The organism is Rhodococcoides corynebacterioides (genome assembly GCF_019834675.1).
GTDB classification, from domain to species: domain Bacteria; phylum Actinomycetota; class Actinomycetes; order Mycobacteriales; family Mycobacteriaceae; genus Rhodococcoides; species Rhodococcoides corynebacterioides_A.
In genome coordinates this window covers 82550-97907 of the sequence record NZ_JABUBU010000011.1, presented here as the reverse complement: position 1 = coordinate 97907, position 15358 = coordinate 82550, and the positions used below count along the sequence as shown (strand labels likewise).

Sequence of the window (15358 nt, the reverse complement as noted above, 5' to 3'; positions counted from 1 at the left end):
CTCCCCCCCCCTGGCGGGGGTCGTCGACGTTCAGCCCCGGGGGGTCGGGCTGAACGCGCCCGATTCATGACCAGGCACAACGAAGTCTACACCCGACTGCGCTCGATCAACATTGCCCCGCGGCGCGTCGTCGCAGCAGGTCCGACCGACTTTCGCCGCTGTTCCACCGGGCGGCCTTCGCCGCGGGCGCCCCCACCCGCCCGTTACCCTGGCCGGGTGAGCAGCCCCGAGGCACCCGGACGCATCGCCGCGTTCTTCGATCTGGACAAGACGATCATCGCCAAGTCCTCCACCCTGGCGTTCAGCAAGCCCTTCTTCGACGGTGGACTGATCAATCGGCGCAGCGTGCTCAAGAGCAGCTACGCCCAGTTCCTGTTCCTGGTGTCCGGCGCGGACCACGATCAGATGGAGCGGATGCGCATCCACATCGCGAGCATGTGCACGGGGTGGGACGTCGACACGGTGCGCACCATCGTCGCCGAAACCCTGCACGACATCGTCGATCCGCTGGTGTTCGCGGAGGCTGCGGATCTGATCGCGGACCACAAGCTGCGCGGCCACGACGTCGTCATCGTCTCGGCGTCGGGCGAGGAAGTCGTCACCCCGATCGCCGAGGATCTCGGGGCCGACCATCACGTCGGAACGCAGATGCGGATCGAGGACGGCAAGTACTCGGGCGAGATCTCCTTCTACTGCTACGGGCCGGGCAAGGTCGAGGCCATGGAGAAGCTGGCCGCCGAGCACGGGTACGACCTGTCCCGCTCGTACGCCTACACCGACTCGGTGACCGACCTGCCGATGCTCGAGGCCGTCGGTCATCCGACGGCGGTCAATCCCGATCGCGGTCTGCGCAAGGAGGCGGCGAGCAACGGGTGGCCCATCCTGACGTTCTCCAACCCGGTCTCGTTGCGCAGTCGGTTCACGGCCCCGTCGTCGGGCGCGGTCGCGGGCGTTGCCGCCTCGCTCGCGGCGGTGGCCGCCGGCGCGGTCTCGTACGGCGTACTGCGTCGCCGTCGCTGACGCGACCGAAAGGCGCCGTCGCTGACCGCGACAGTCCGTACGAGTCGCTGAATCGATCGGGCCGTCGGAAACCCTTGCTGTGGCGCCGATCACAGAGTAAGAATGGACGCACGGAAAGACGGAAGGCCAAGAGCGAGCCGGAAGAGAAGGAACGCTCTCCCAGCCGGGCTTTCCCGGCACGGACCGACGGTACCCACGCGTAGCGCGCCGCTATGATGGCACAAGTGTTGTGGGCCTGCGGAATTCGGGCGGACAACGTGAGAACTCTGCACTGGTTGCGGACACGAACGAAGGTCGCCACGCATTCTCGCCGAGGCCACGTGGAGATTTCTCCACCGCAACCCACCCTGCACGCCTGGTAACCGCGGATTCCGTGCCGACGGGCGACGACGCCGGAGTGAGATCCCGGCACCGTCGCCCGTTGTCATGTGGCGGGCCCCGTCGAGTCGCCTCAGGCCGGCTGCGCGTTCTTCGCAATCGTCGTGGCCTCGGCGGCACCGGCCTCGAAGGACCCGCAGCACAACAGAACCCAGCTTCCGACGCCGCGCTCGGTGCCGGCGGCAAAGCCCTCGACTCCGGTGCGGTAGGCGGCGAGGCGCTTGGCCCAGCTCTCCTCCGGCACGCCCAGGTTGTGCGGATCGAGTCCCGACGCGACGGCCACCAGCCGCGACGCCGCGCGCGCGACGATGCCGTCCGCCGTGCCGAACGGCTGCAACGCCACCAGCTCTCCGTGCACGATCGCGGCGACGACGGGCGCGGGCGCCCGGGTCCCGCCGGTGACGAGATCGGCGAGGAAGGACAGCCGCTGGGCGACGTCGTCCCCCGCTCGCGGCCGGCCGAGCTGGTCCTGGTCGTCGACCAGGTCCGCCGCGGCCAGCAGATGCAGGCGGGCCAACGCCTGGAGCGGGGCGCGGCGCCACGTCCCGACGGTGCCGGTGAGCGCGTCGCCGTCGAGCGCCTGCGCCACCCGCAGCGCACCGGCGAGCAGGGGCGGGGCGGTCCCGTCGTCGGCGACGGCGGTGGAGGACCCCTCGATCACCGCCGAGGCCCGGGCCGCCCGCACCGCCGCCTCGGCGGCCGTGGCCGGCCACCCCCGTCGGTTGGTCTTGTGCCGGTGCACCTCGGCCAGCGCGTCGCGGGCACGGTCGGCGGCGTCACGGACGCCCGGCAGGTCGAGGAGCGGAGCCAGCGGATCGGTCACAGGGCGAATCTACCGACCACTCGCCCGCTCGGCGGCGAGCAGTTCCGCCCGCTCCCGGCGTCGTACCGCCTGCTGTTCCGGATCCGGCACGGGCACCGCGGCGAGCAGGCGCTTGGTGTACGGGTCGGTGGGCGAGCGCAGGATGCGGTCGGTGCGGTCGAACTCGACCAGCTTGCCCTTGCTCATCACCGCGATGCGACGCGCGAGGACCTCGACGACGGCCAGGTCGTGCGAGATGAACAGGCACGCGAAGCCGTACTCGCGCTGGAGTTCCTGGAACAGCTCGAGCACCTTGGCCTGCACGGACACGTCGAGGGCCGATGTCGGCTCGTCGGCCACCAGGAGCGTCGGTTCGAGGGCGAGTGCCCGCGCGATGCCCACGCGCTGCCGCTGACCACCCGACAGCTGGTGCGGGTAGCGGTTGCGCATGTCGCGGGACAGGTGCACCTGATCGAGGAGCTCCTCGACCTTCTTGTTGCGCTGCGTGCGGTCCATCTCGGTGTGCAGGAGCATCGGCTCCGCGATCGACTGGCCGATTGGCCAGCGCGGGTTCAGTGACGACCCCGGATCCTGGAAGACGATGCCCACCTTGCTGCGCACCGGGCGCAGCGCGCGGGTGGACGCCGACGTGATGCCGGTGCCGGCCACGGACAACGACCCGGAGTGCAGCTTCAGCAGGCCGACGGCGGCCTTGCCGATGGTCGACTTGCCGGAGCCGGACTCGCCCACCAGCCCGACGACCTCGCCCGGCTCGATGGTCAGACTCACCCCGTCGACCGCGCGGAACCCGCCGGAGCGACGCGCGCCGGGGTACTCGATGACGGCGTCGCGGAGCTCGAGGGCGTAGGTGACGTCCGGAGTGTCGTCGGTGCCCTGCTGACCCGCCCGCGATCCCAGGTGGGGCACGGAGGCGAGCAGTTCGCGCGTGTAGTCGTGGTCCGGGCGGTGGAAGATGTGGTCCGCGGTGCCCTGCTCGACGATGTCGCCGTTGCGCATCACCAGGATGCGGTCCGCCATGTCGGCGACCACGCCCATGTCGTGGGTGATGAGCACGATCGCGGCGTCGACCCGGCCGCGCAGGTCCCGCATCAGCTCGAGGATCTCGGCCTGCACGGTCACGTCGAGCGCGGTGGTCGGCTCGTCGGCGATGAGCACGGCGGGCTCGGACGCGAGCGCCTGGGCGATCATGGCGCGCTGACGCTGACCGCCGGACAGCTGGTGCGGGTAGTAGCCGACGCGCTTCTCCGGCTCCGGCATCTCGACCAGACGCAGCAACTCGATGACGCGGTCCTTGGCCTGCGCCTTGGTGACGTCGCTGTGCGCGCGGATGGCCTCGGTGATCTGCCAGCCGATGGTGTACACCGGGTTCAGCGCCGTCATCGGCTCCTGGAAGATCACGGCGATGTCCTTGCCGCGCACGCCGTTCAGCTCGCGTTCCTTCAGGCCCGTCAGTTCGCGCCCGTTCAGCGTGATGCTGCCGGCGACGCGACTGTTCTCGGCCAGCAGCCCCGGAATCGCCATGGCCGTCGTGGACTTGCCCGAGCCGGATTCGCCCACGATGGCGAGGATCTCGCCGCGCGCCACCTCGAAGGACACGTCGCGCACGGCCGTACGCCAGGTCTTGTCGACCTCGAAATCGATGGTCAGGCCGGAGACACCGAGAATCGGGGTCCCCGCGTCCGATGTTGCCCGTTCGGTCATCGTCAGCTCCGTTTCGGGTCGAGCGCGTCACGCAGCGCGTCGCCCATGAGGATGAAGGCCAGCACGGTCACCGACAGGAACCCTGCCGGGAAGAGCACCAGGTGCGGCGAGGTGGAGATGTAGTTCTGGCCCAGGTTGATCTGCAGGCCCCACGAGATCGCGGGCAGCTGCAATCCGATGCCGAGGTAGGACAGCGTCGCCTCCGCGGCGATGAACGTGCCGACGGCGATGGTGGCGTACACCAGCACCGGCGCCAGGGCGTTCGGCAGGATGTGCCGGACCAGGATGCGGTACGTCGACGCGCCGAGAGCCTGTGCGGCCTGGACGTATTCGCTCTGCTTGATGGTGATGACCGACGAGCGCACCAGACGCATGGCGGTCATCCAGCCGAACGCCACCAGGGCCAGGGCGACCGTCACCACGGTGCGCTCGCTGGTCACCGTCAGCAGCACCAGCGCGCCGAGCAGCAGCGGGATGCCGAAGAAGATGTCGGTGAACCGCGCCAGCAGGCTGTCGAGGAACCCACCGAAATAGCCTGCGAGAGCGCCGATCAGCACGCCCACGACCAGCACGCCGATGACGGCGAGCAGGCCGATGGTGAGCGAGATGCGCGCCCCGTAGATGACGTTGGCGTAGTAGTCGCAGCCCTGCAGGTCGGTGCCGAACCAGTGCTCGGCGCTCGGCTTCAACCGGGTGTTCGTCAGGGTGCAGTCGCGCGGATCGATGCCGCGCGCGAACAGCTGCGGCACCACGGCCATGAGGACGAGGACCAGGGTGATGACGGCCCCGAACCAGAAGAACGCGCTGCGGCGCAGCTTCTTCCACGCGTTGCCCCACAGGCTGGCCTGACCGACGAGGTCCTGCGCCTCACCGGTGACGACGTTGCCCGGCTCGCCCTCGGCGGCCGCGTGCTGTGCATCGGAGGTCATGGTGCCTACTCGTATCGAATTCGGGGGTCGAGGAGCGCGTAGAGCACGTCCACGACCAGGTTGAAGAAGATGTAGAAGAACACCATCAGCGTCACGATGCCGACGACGACGGCGCCCTCCTGGTTCTGCACGGCGTCGAAGATCGCGCGTCCGAGACCGGGGATGTTGAACACCGACTCGGTGACGATCGCGCCGCCCAGCAGCGATCCGATGTCGGCGCCGATGAAGGTGACGACGGGAATCATGCTGTTGCGCAGGGCGTGCCGGAACACGATGCGCCGGTACCCGACGCCCTTGGCGCGGGCGGTGCGGATGTAGTCCGCCGCCATCGCCTCGGACACCGCGGTGCGGGTCAGTCGGGCGACGTACGCCATGGACAGCGCCGCGAGCACCAGGCCGGGCAGCAGGTAGCTGTACCAGCCGGCGTTGATGCCGGCGATGGGGAACAGGTCCAGCTTGTAGCCGAGCAGGTACTGGGCGACGAAGCCGAGGACGAACACGGGCACCGACACCAGCAGCGTGGTGGAGACCAGCACCAGGTTGTCGAAGAACGAGTTCCGGCGCAGGCCGCTCAGCACACCGGCGGCGATACCGATCAGGGCCTCGAAGACGATGGCCACGATCGTCAGCCGCACGGTGACGGGCAGGCGCTGGGAGATGGTGTCCAGCACGGGCCGACCGGCGAAGTCGGATCCGAAGTCGCCCTGCAGGAGTCCGCCGACGTACTTGACGTACTGCACCAGGAACGGATCGTCCAGGTTGTACTGCGCACGCAACTGCGCGACGACGGCGGGGGCGAGCGGACGATCGCCCGCGAGCGCGCGAATGGGGTCGCCCGGCAGGGCGTAGACCATCGCGAAGATCAGGAAGCTGGCGCCGATGAGGACCGGGATGGTCAACAGCAGTCGGCGAGTGATGAAGCGACCCACTGGGTTCTCCTCGAGAGGGGTCTCGTGCCGAAGGACACGGACCGTTGCCGTGCCGTACGGCACGGGCCGATAGGTCACGCACCGGTGGGGCGCTCTGCTGTCAGGCAGAACGCCCCACCGGGTGGTCGATCAGTTGACCGTGACGTCCGCGACCTCGATGTCGCCGAACAGGTCGATCTTGACGTTGTCCACGCGGTCGCTCCACACGGCCTGGTTCAGGCCGTAGAACAGCGGGGTGGCCGGCAGGTCGCGGAACAGGATGTCCTCGGCCCGCTGGTACTGCGTGGTCGCGTCCTCCAGGCTGTCGGCGTTGTTACCGTCCGACAGGGCCGCGTCGAACTCCGGGTTGGAGTAGAACGGCTTGTTCGACCCCGCCGGCGGGAGAGCCGCCGTGCTGTACGTGGGAGCCAGGAAGTTGTACAGCGACGGGTAGTCCATGATCCAGCCGGAGCGGAACGGGCCGGTCATGCCCTTCTGATCCTGCAGCGGCAGGTACTGGGCGAACTGGAGGTCGCCGCGCAGGACGTACTCCACGCCGAGGTTGGTGCGCAGCTGGTTGCCGATGGCGGTCATCCAGGTGTCGTGCGCCGCACCGGCGTTGAACCACAGGTCCACCGGCTGGGACCGGTCGAAGCCGGCCTCGTCGAGCAGCTGGTTAGCGCGATCGACGTTCAGCTCGCACTTGCTGCCGCAGGCGTCCTCGCGGTACCCGTCGACCACGGGCGAGCCGAAGGACGTCGCCGGGGTACGGGTGTTGGTGAAGATCGCCTCGGTGATCGCCTGGCGGTCGATCGCCATCGAGAATGCCTCGCGCACACGCGGATCGGAGTACCGCGGGTCGTACGTCGGGAACCCGAGAGCCGTGATGTCGGGACGCGCGCGCTCGGCGTAGCGGTCACCGAACTGGTCGCGGGCGGTGGCCCACGCGTCGGACGGCAGGTCCAGCATCACGTCGAGGCCGCCGGCCTGGACGTCGGTGTAGCCGGTGTTCAGCTCGGTGTAGACCTTGAACTGCACGCCCTGCGCCTGTGCGGCGTCGTCGCCCGCGTAGTCGTCGTACTTGGTCAGGGTGATGCCCTGGCCCTGGACGAAGTCCTGGTCGGCCTTGAACGGGCCGTTGCCGATCGGCTTGCGGCCGAACGCATCCGGATCCGCGTAGAACGCCTCGGGCAGCGGCGAGAACGCCGAGTAGCCCAGCGTCACCGGGTAGATCGCGAACGGCTCCTTCAGCTGCACACGAATGGTGGTGTCGTCCACCGCCGTCAGGCCGGACATCGCGGTCGCGGCGGGCGCGGCGCCGTCGGCTGCCTGCAGATCGTCGTAGCCGGCGACGTTCTCGAAGAAGTACGACGCCTGGTACGCGTTGGTCGAGTTCGCCGTGTAGTTCCACGCGTCGACGTAGGACTTCGCGGTCACCGGCGTGCCGTCGTGGAACGTCCAGTCCGGCTTCAGCTTGATGGTCCAGGTGACCTGGTCGTCCGACTCGACGGACTCCGCGACGCCGTCGTACTCGACCTCGCTGGTCTCGTCGTTGTAGGTCACCAGCGGGGTGAACAGTGCCTTGAGGACCTGGTTGCCCTCGCTCTCGGTGGTGTTGCCGGGAACCAGCGGGTTCTCGGGCTCGCCGATGTAGAGGCTGTAGACGCCCTCCGCGCTGGAGGAACCTCCCCCGCCACCACAGGCCGCGAGCATGCCGACGGCCACGAAGCCGACCGACACGATCGCGAGCGCGCGCTTGATCCTCACAATCGATCCTCCATACATGTCCTGCGGGACAGGGTGCTGCCCTCGACAGATCCGTGGACGTCCACGGGCTCGGGTGTGGCCGCATGCGATGGTGCGACCCGGATATTCGCTTGACTGTAGACACACTCCGCACCCGTGTCGTCGACTCCCCCGAAATTGGCGGCCACCGAAACACAGCCGTAATTCGGGCAGGACCGGACCTGTCCGGTCGGACAGCCTGATGGGACGGTTTTTCGGCCCCCCCGCCGCCCGTCGCCGCAGACCACCGCCCGTCGCGTCCAATCGACCTCTCGGCGCACGCGTCGTCGTGCTGCCCGATGCAACGGTGCGGCGCCCGTCACACGTGACTACCCTCACACCCGTCAGAGAAGACCAGTCCGAGAGGGGCCAGGAGCACCATGACCGAGACGGTGACCGGCGGCGACGCAGCCGCGGCAACGACCGACACGACGGAGTCGGAACACCCCGTCTCCTACGCTCCGAGCGAGGAGTTCGTCCGCCGGGCCAACGCCGGCGAGGAGCTCTACCGGGCCGCCGAGCAGGACCGACTGGCCTTCTGGGCCGAGCAGGCGAACCGCCTCCACTGGCACACCCCCTTCGAGGAGGTCCTCGACTGGTCGGATGCACCCGTCGCCAAGTGGTTCGTCGGCGGCGAACTCAACGTCGCCTACAACTGCGTCGACCGGCACGTGCACGAGGGCCGCGGCGACCAGGTGGCCATCCACTGGGAGGGCGAGCCCGGCGACAGCCGCGACCTCACCTACAGCGATCTCCTCGCCGAGGTGAGCCGCGCCGCCAACGCCTTCACCGACCTCGGCCTCGTCGCCGGCGACCGCGTCGCCATCTACATGCCGATGGTCCCCGAGGCCATCGTGTCGATGCTCGCGTGCGCGCGACTCGGCCTCACGCACAGCGTCGTCTTCGCCGGCTTCTCCTCGTCCGCGCTGCGTTCGCGGATCGACGACGCGCAAGCCAAGCTCGTCGTCACCACCGACGGACAGTGGCGTCGTGGCAAGGCGGCACCGCTCAAGGAGTCCGTCGACGAGGCCGTCGACGGCGCGGAGTCCATCGAGCACGTGCTCGTGGTCCGGCGCACCGAGATCGACACCCCGTGGACCGAGGGCCGCGACCTCTGGTGGCACGAAACCGTCGGGCAGGCGTCCGCGGAGCACGAGGCCCAGCCGTTCGACAGCGAGCATCCGCTGTTCATCCTCTACACCTCGGGAACCACGGGGAAGCCGAAGGGCATCATCCACACCTCCGGCGGCTACCTCACCCAGACCGCCTACACCCACCACTACGTCTTCGACCACAAGCAGGGCCAGGACGTCTACTGGTGCACCGCCGACATCGGCTGGGTCACCGGCCACAGCTACATCGTCTACGGCCCGCTGGCCAACGGCGCCACGCAGGTGGTCTACGAAGGAACGCCGAATTCGCCCGACGAGCACCGTCATTGGAACATCGTCGAGAAGTACGGCGTCACCATCTACTACACCGCGCCGACGTTGGTCCGCACGTTCATGAAGTGGGGCCGCGAGATCCCGGATGCCCACGACCTGTCGTCGATCCGCCTGCTGGGCAGCGTCGGCGAGCCCATCAACCCCGAGGCGTGGCGGTGGTTCCGTGACGTCGTCGGCGGCGGCACCGCACCCATCGTCGACACGTGGTGGCAGACCGAGACCGGCGCCATCATGGTCTCGCCGCTTCCCGGTGTCACCCACACCAAGCCGGGATCGGCGCAGACGCCGTTGCCGGGCATCTCCGCCAAGATCGTCGACGACGACGCCAAGCCGCTCGGGCCCGGCGGCAACGGCTACCTGGTGCTCGACGAGCCGTGGCCGTCGATGCTCCGCGGCATCTGGGGCGACATGGAGCGGTACAAGGACACCTACTGGTCGCGCTACGCGACCGAGGGGTGGTACTTCGCCGGCGACGGGGCCCGGTTCGACGACGACGGCGACCTCTGGGTTCTCGGACGCGTCGACGACGTCATGAACGTCTCCGGCCACCGCATCTCCACCTCCGAGGTGGAATCCGCCCTCGTGAGCCATCACGGGGTGGCCGAGGCGGCCGTCGTCGGCGCGTCGGACGAGACCACCGGCCAGGGCATCGTGGCCTTCGTCATCCTGCGCGGCGGCGTCGAGAACACCGGCGACGAGCTGATCGCCGAGCTCAAAGCACAAGTGAGCAAGGAAATCTCGCCGATCGCGAAGCCGCGCCAGATCACGGTGGTGCCGGAGCTGCCGAAGACCCGGTCCGGCAAGATCATGCGCCGCCTGCTGCGCGACGTCGCCGAGGGCCGCGATCTGGGCGACACCTCGACACTGGTCGACCCGGCCGTCTTCGACGCGATCAGTCAGGCCAACGCGAAGTAATTCCCCGCCTCCCCTTCCGCGCTGCCACCGTGCACCGGCGCTGCGAACTTGCAGCGCGTGAGCACGGTGGCAGCGCGGGAGTCGGTTCAGACCCGGTCCAGGTCCGCATCCCGTGTCTCGCGCATGACCACCAGCGCGAACAGCGTCAGCGCCGCCGCCACGGCGAGGTACACCCCGACCCAGGCCACGCCGTAGGAATTCACGAGCCAGGTGGCGATGAACGGTGCGACGGCCGCACCGAGGATCGAGGCGGTGTTGTACGAGATGCCCGAGCCCGTGTAGCGCACGTTGGTCGGGAACAGTTCCGGCAGAACGGCACTCATCGGTCCGAAGGTCAGACCCATCAGCGCGAGCCCCACGCACATGAAGGCCAGCATGCGGCCCGCGGTGGCCGTCTCCGGAGCGGCGACCCACCCGAAGCTCAGGCCGAACACGATGATCGCCGACGTCACCACGATCAGCGTGATGCGACGTCCGAACCGGTCCGCGAGCCAGCCGGAGACGGGGACGAACGCGGCGAAGAACAGCACCGAGATCAGCTGCAGCCCCAGAAAATCCGTGTAGGCGATGGACACGGCGACCCCGCTGGCGTCGACCACCTTGCCGGTGCCGTAGCTGACCACCCACGTCGTCATCACGTAGAACAGCGTGTAGGTGGCCAGCATGACGAAGGTGCCGAGGATCAGCGGCCGCCAGCTGGTGCGGAAGACCTGCGCCACGGGCGTCTTGACCCGCTGCCCCTGCGCGACGGCGCGCTTGAACACCGGGGTCTCCTCCAGCTTGAGCCGGACGTAGAGGCCGATGATCACCATGACGGCGCTGAGCAGGAACGGCACGCGCCAGCCCCACGTGAGGAAGGCGTGGTCGGACGCCGAGGTCTTGGCGTCGTAGTCCATCAGCGTCATCAGCACCAGGAAGATGCCGTTGGCCATGAGAAAGCCGATCGGCGCGCCGAGCTGGGGCCACATCGCGGCCCACGCTCGCTTGCCCTTCTTCGCGGTCTCGGTGGCCAGCAGAGCGGCGCCGCTCCACTCCCCGCCGAGGCCCACGCCCTGCGCGAAACGCATCAGCGCCAACAACATCGGGGCGACGATGCCGACGCTGTCGTAGGTGGGCAGCAGACCGATCAGGAAGGTCGCGATACCCATCGTCAGCAGCGAGCCGACCAGGGTCGCCTTGCGGCCGATGCGGTCACCGAAGTGGCCGAAGAGGATCGACCCGACGGGGCGGGCGACGAACGCGAGTCCGAACGTCGCGAACGACGCGAGCAGCGCCGTGGTGTCGTTGCCCGCGGGGAAGAACAGTCGCGGGAAGACCAGGACGGCGGCGGTGGCGTAGATGTAGAAGTCGAAGAACTCGATGGAGGTACCCACCATCGACGCGACGACGATGCGGCTACGGGGAACCCCGTCGACCGCGTCGACGTCGGATGTCGGACCGTCGGTCGGAACCGGGTCCGCGGAAGTGCTGGTCACGTGTGCTCCTGCGGCATGAAGATCTGGCGATCGAGAAGACCCGACCGGGGCGGGTCGACCCGGGAGAAAATACCCGAGTGCTCGCTCGGGCGGACCGAATACCGCTGCGCGCGGTCGGTGGGACGCGGGGAAGATAGGGTGAGCCCCGACGGGGTATGGAACCCATCGGGCGTGCCGGACGGCACGCGAACCGGAGAACGTCGAAGGGGACAGCACGTGAGCAGCAGCCGAGGTACCTCCCACGCCGACACCACCGTTCCGGCCGGCGTGTCCTCCATCCCCCTCACGGACGTCGACAGTCGGTCGAACCCGGCCACCGCCAGCATCGGCGCCCTGGTCAAGGACGCCACCACGCAGGTGTCGACGTTGGTCCGCGCCGAGGTCGAGCTGGCCAAGGCCGAGGTCACGGGCGAGATCAAGAAGGGACTGCAGGGCAGCGTCCTGTTCGTCCTCGCGCTCGCCGTGCTGATCTTCAGTTCGTTCTTCTTCTTCTTCTTCCTCGCGGAGCTGCTCAACACCTGGGTCGTGCGGTGGCTCGCGTTCCTCATCGTCTTCCTGATCATGGTGGTGATCACGGCGCTGCTCGCCTTCCTGGGCTACCTGCGCGTGAAGAAGCTGCGCAAGCCCGAGAAGACCATCGACTCGCTGAAGGCCACCGCGACCGTGATCCCGGGCCAGCGCTCGGACGGCCCCGAGTTGGCCGCGAAGGACGTTCGCGCCCCGCTCACCCGCTGACACCCGCGGTGCCCGCACCGGATCCCGCCACCGTTCGGCTGCCCGGCCCGTGGCGTCATCGCGACGTCCGGGCCAACGGCATGAAGTTCCACGTCGCCGAGATCGTCCCCGACCGGTCGTTGGACGATCCCACGCCGGAGTTGGTGCTGCTCGTCCACGGTTTCGCCGACCTGTGGTGTTCGTGGCGGTCGCAGCTGGTGGCTCTCGGCGACGCCGGCTACCACGCGGCGGCAGTCGACCTGCGCGGGTACGGCGACAGCGACAAGCCACCCCGCGGGTACGACGGCTGGACTCTCGCCGGTGACATCGCCGGGCTGATCCGGTCGCTCGGCCACACCGACGCCCACATCGTCGGTCACGCCGACGGCGGACTGGTCTGCTGGGCCACGGCGGCGCTGCATCCCCGCTCGGTCCGCAGCATCGCCCTGCTCGCGTCGCCGCACCCGCTGGCGCTGCGCCGCGCCGCGATCCGGGACCGGGCGCAGCGTCGTGCGCTGCTGCCCACGTTCCTGCGCTACCAACTCCCCCGCATTCCCGAGCGCGCGCTCACCGCGAACGACGGCGCCGAGGTCGAGCGGTTGGTGCGTGAGCGGTCCTCGACCCGCTGGCAACGGTCACCGGAGTTCGCCGACACCGTCAACGTCATGCGGCACGCCATCGCCGTCCCCGGGGTCGCGCACAGCACTCTCGAGTACCAGCGCTGGGCGTTCCGCAGCCAGTTCCGGTCGGACGGTCGGCGATTCGCGTCCGTCGTCGACACCGTGCTCGACGTCCCGGCCGTCCAGATCCTGGGCGGCGACGATCCCTACGTGCTGGCCCGCACCGCCCGGCACGACGCCGACTGGGCCCCGGGCATCGAGGTCCACGAGCTCCCCGGGGTGGGCCACTACGTCCACCACGAGGAGCCGGAACGAGTCACCGCTCTGCTGCTGGAGACCCTGCGCCGGAGCTGAGCGGGTCCTCGAGGTGCGCCAGCGCGGCGTCGAGTCCGACCCGGAGCCGACCCGACGCCGGCGCCTCGCCGCGGACGAACGCCCGCACCACCGCGGCCACCGACGCGCCACCGAGCGCCACGTCGCCCGCCAGCTGCGGCCACGTCGACAACGACGTGCCGATGTGCGGCAGCGACGCCGCCATGCGCGGCGTGATCGACTCGGCTCCCAGAATGCGGGGCGCGAGGCCGGCGCGTTCCGGCGCCGTCAGTCGCGCCAGTCCGGCGCGGTCGAGATCGCCGAGCAGGCCGTGGAAGAACGGCCGCTCGCCGTCGAGGTCGTAGCGCTCCACGTCGAGCACACCGCCGTCGCTGGTCTCCATGATCACCGGGATTCCCCGCGCACGCGCACGCTCGCGGACGAGGAACTTGGCGTCGACGGAGTCGCACTCCTCGACCACGACGTCGAGACCGTCGAGGAAGTCGTCGATCACGGCGTCGTCGATTCCCGTGGGGAAGGTCCGCACCGTGAGGTAGGGGTCCACCTCGGCGATCCGCCGTGCGGCCACGACCGACTTGTTCACGCCCAGGTCGAACACGGTGGCCGGCACCCGGTTGAGGTTCGACAGCTCCAGCTGGTCGAAGTCGGCCAGCCGCAGTTCCCCGCAGAGGCCCTCCAACGCCAGCGTGTGGGCGACGGCGTGCCCCACGCTGAGCCCGACGACGCCGACGCGCAGATCCAGAGCGCGGCGCTGCTCGTCGAGGGTGAGCTTGTCCCGGTTCCGGTCGAGCCGCAGGCGGCGGAAGCCGACCGGGCCGAGCACCCGCACGAGGGTCCGACGCCACGGGTAGTGGACCCAGCGCACGGGCTCGTCCGATCCCGCGGTGGGTTCGGGCAGCAGCGCGCCGAGCGCGAGGGCCTGGTCCGGCGTCGTGTCGAGCACGCTCGTCGTCCCGTCGGTGAGCAGGACGTCCACCGCTCGGGCGTCGGTGTCGTCTCGGGGATCGAACACTCGGTGGGTCACACGGTTTCCGCTCTGTCGTCGGGCTCGGACGGTGTCGGCCGGGGCGGCCGTCTTCCACAGGGCAGCGGACCGGCCGCCGTCACGGACCTACGACGCGTGACGACGGAGTGGCTCCACTCGATCACGGCGCGCGGCCGCGCCGCCGGTCCAGTCCACCGGGTCCTCGAGGGCGAAGGCGACGCGGTCGCGTCCCGCGGTCTTCGCCGTGTACAGCGCCCGGTCCGCGGCGTACGTCAGGCGGTCCAGCGTGGTCTCGACGTCGACGTCGAAGGTGCCCGGTCGCACGTCGGCCTGCGCGACACCGATGCTCACCGTGACGTTGCAGGACGTGCGCACCGCGTCGAGGATGCGCTCCTCGAGCCCGGTGACGGACCGCGCGAGGCCGAGCACCAGGAATTCCTCACCGCCGAGGCGAGCCACGACGGCATCGCTCGGCACCTCGTTCGCGATCGCCTCCGCCACGGCCGTGAGCACGCCGTCGCCCGCGGCGTGACCGCGCGTGTCGTTGACCGACTTGAAGTGGTCGACGTCGACCAGCGACACCGCGATGGCGGTGCGGGCCGCGCAGGCCTCGGCGAGCAGTGCCTCCACGCGCGGCAGCATCCCGCGGCGGTTCAACAGTCCGGTGAGCGGATCGGTGTTGGCCAACATCTCGAGACGGTCGGTGACCGATTCCAGGGACGTTCGCATGGCGGCGATCAACAGCGCGGGCACGATCACGGTGGTCACCGCGGCGCCGGCGGCGACGTAGCGGACCACGCCCTCGGCGCCGATGATGCTGAGCGCGGCGGCGAACACCACCGCGGTACCGGTGAGGGACAGCGTGACGCGCCGGGGCGAACCCGACGCCGCGAGCGCGGGCACGACCGCGAGCATGGCGGTGACGGCGCGCGCGCCCGACGGGTCGGCGATGAGGAACGCACACACCGCCACACCGAACATGCCGCCGGACCCGAGCACCGTGAACTGGCGGTCGGTCAACGTGCCCACCCGGACGGTGAAGGCCACGGTCACGAGGGTGAAGACCACGATGCCGACCAGGATCGGCAGCGTTCCGGGACGGAGGAAGGTCGGTTCGAGAACCGCGATCAGCAACAGCGGCAGCGCGCCCCCGGCGCTGAAGATGACCCCTTTGGATCGGGTGTCGAAATGCGACTCGTTCTCCGGGCGGGGACGCCGGTCGGCACGGCGTGTCATGCGTGCCTCACCTCCCGCGAATCCGTGTCCCGTCGGACACCGGAGTCTGATCGCTACGACGGACGAGTCCTGCACGCCGTCGTCGGTGTGG

The 15358-nt window shown here is 69.4% G+C and carries 12 protein-coding genes; 4 read left to right on the top strand and 8 right to left on the bottom strand.

From position 1 onward, the window contains the following. The first annotated feature begins 216 nt into the window (after positions 1 to 216). Entirely contained in the window at positions 217 to 1020 is an 804-nt protein-coding gene (locus HQ603_RS12745) for an HAD family hydrolase (RefSeq protein ID WP_308126505.1), read from the top strand. 451 nt (positions 1021 to 1471) lie between these two features. On the opposite strand, the gene HQ603_RS12740 is transcribed toward HQ603_RS12745, so the two are convergent. The 5 genes from HQ603_RS12740 to HQ603_RS12720 form a co-directional block, all read right to left on the bottom strand. Continuing rightward, positions 1472 to 2221 (bottom strand): oxidoreductase, encoded by a 750-nt coding sequence (locus HQ603_RS12740; RefSeq protein ID WP_222684888.1) that lies wholly within the window; start codon positions 2219 to 2221, stop codon positions 1472 to 1474. 9 nt (positions 2222 to 2230) lie between these two features. Beyond that, on the bottom strand, positions 2231 to 3922 hold the full coding sequence (locus HQ603_RS12735; protein WP_261773777.1) for an ABC transporter ATP-binding protein: 1692 nt from the start codon (positions 3920 to 3922) through the stop codon (positions 2231 to 2233). Positions 3923 to 3924: 2 nt separating this feature from the next. Continuing rightward, positions 3925 to 4851 carry an ABC transporter permease gene (locus HQ603_RS12730; protein WP_068150669.1) on the bottom strand — a complete coding sequence of 309 codons (927 nt, stop codon included), beginning with the start codon at positions 4849 to 4851 and terminating at the stop codon, positions 3925 to 3927. 5 nt (positions 4852 to 4856) lie between these two features. Further along, entirely contained in the window at positions 4857 to 5780 is a 924-nt protein-coding gene (locus HQ603_RS12725; protein WP_068150666.1) for an ABC transporter permease, read from the bottom strand. A gap of 129 nt (positions 5781 to 5909) precedes the next feature. Beyond that, entirely contained in the window at positions 5910 to 7526 is a 1617-nt protein-coding gene (locus HQ603_RS12720; protein ID WP_222684887.1) for a peptide ABC transporter substrate-binding protein, read from the bottom strand. A gap of 398 nt (positions 7527 to 7924) precedes the next feature. Between HQ603_RS12720 and acs the strand changes: the two genes are divergently transcribed. Next, positions 7925 to 9904, top strand: a complete 1980-nt coding sequence (gene acs, locus HQ603_RS12715) for an acetate--CoA ligase (RefSeq protein ID WP_214503924.1) — start codon at positions 7925 to 7927, stop codon at positions 9902 to 9904. Positions 9905 to 9990: 86 nt separating this feature from the next. Here the strand turns inward: acs and HQ603_RS12710 are convergent, their stop codons facing one another. Then, the gene (locus tag HQ603_RS12710; protein ID WP_222684900.1) at positions 9991 to 11280 is read right to left on the bottom strand and encodes an MFS transporter; all 1290 of its coding nucleotides are present in this window, start codon (positions 11278 to 11280) and stop codon (positions 9991 to 9993) included. A gap of 315 nt (positions 11281 to 11595) precedes the next feature. Here HQ603_RS12710 and HQ603_RS12705 point away from each other — a divergent pair, with 315 nt between their 5' ends. Together HQ603_RS12705 and HQ603_RS12700 are read left to right on the top strand one after the other, a co-directional pair. Beyond that, entirely contained in the window at positions 11596 to 12114 is a 519-nt protein-coding gene (locus HQ603_RS12705) for a phage holin family protein (protein WP_222684886.1), read from the top strand. A gap of 8 nt (positions 12115 to 12122) precedes the next feature. Continuing rightward, positions 12123 to 13067, top strand: a complete 945-nt coding sequence (locus HQ603_RS12700; RefSeq protein WP_222684885.1) for an alpha/beta fold hydrolase — start codon at positions 12123 to 12125, stop codon at positions 13065 to 13067. Here the strand turns inward: HQ603_RS12700 and HQ603_RS12695 are convergent. Then, entirely contained in the window at positions 13030 to 14070 is a 1041-nt protein-coding gene (locus HQ603_RS12695; RefSeq protein ID WP_308126504.1) for an Rv1355c family protein, read from the bottom strand. The genes HQ603_RS12700 and HQ603_RS12695 overlap by 38 nt on opposite strands. Before the next feature lie 87 nt (positions 14071 to 14157). Then, a complete protein-coding gene (locus HQ603_RS12690; RefSeq protein ID WP_222684884.1) occupies positions 14158 to 15267 on the bottom strand; it encodes a GGDEF domain-containing protein in 1110 nt (369 codons plus the stop codon). Positions 15268 to 15358 lie beyond the last annotated feature (91 nt).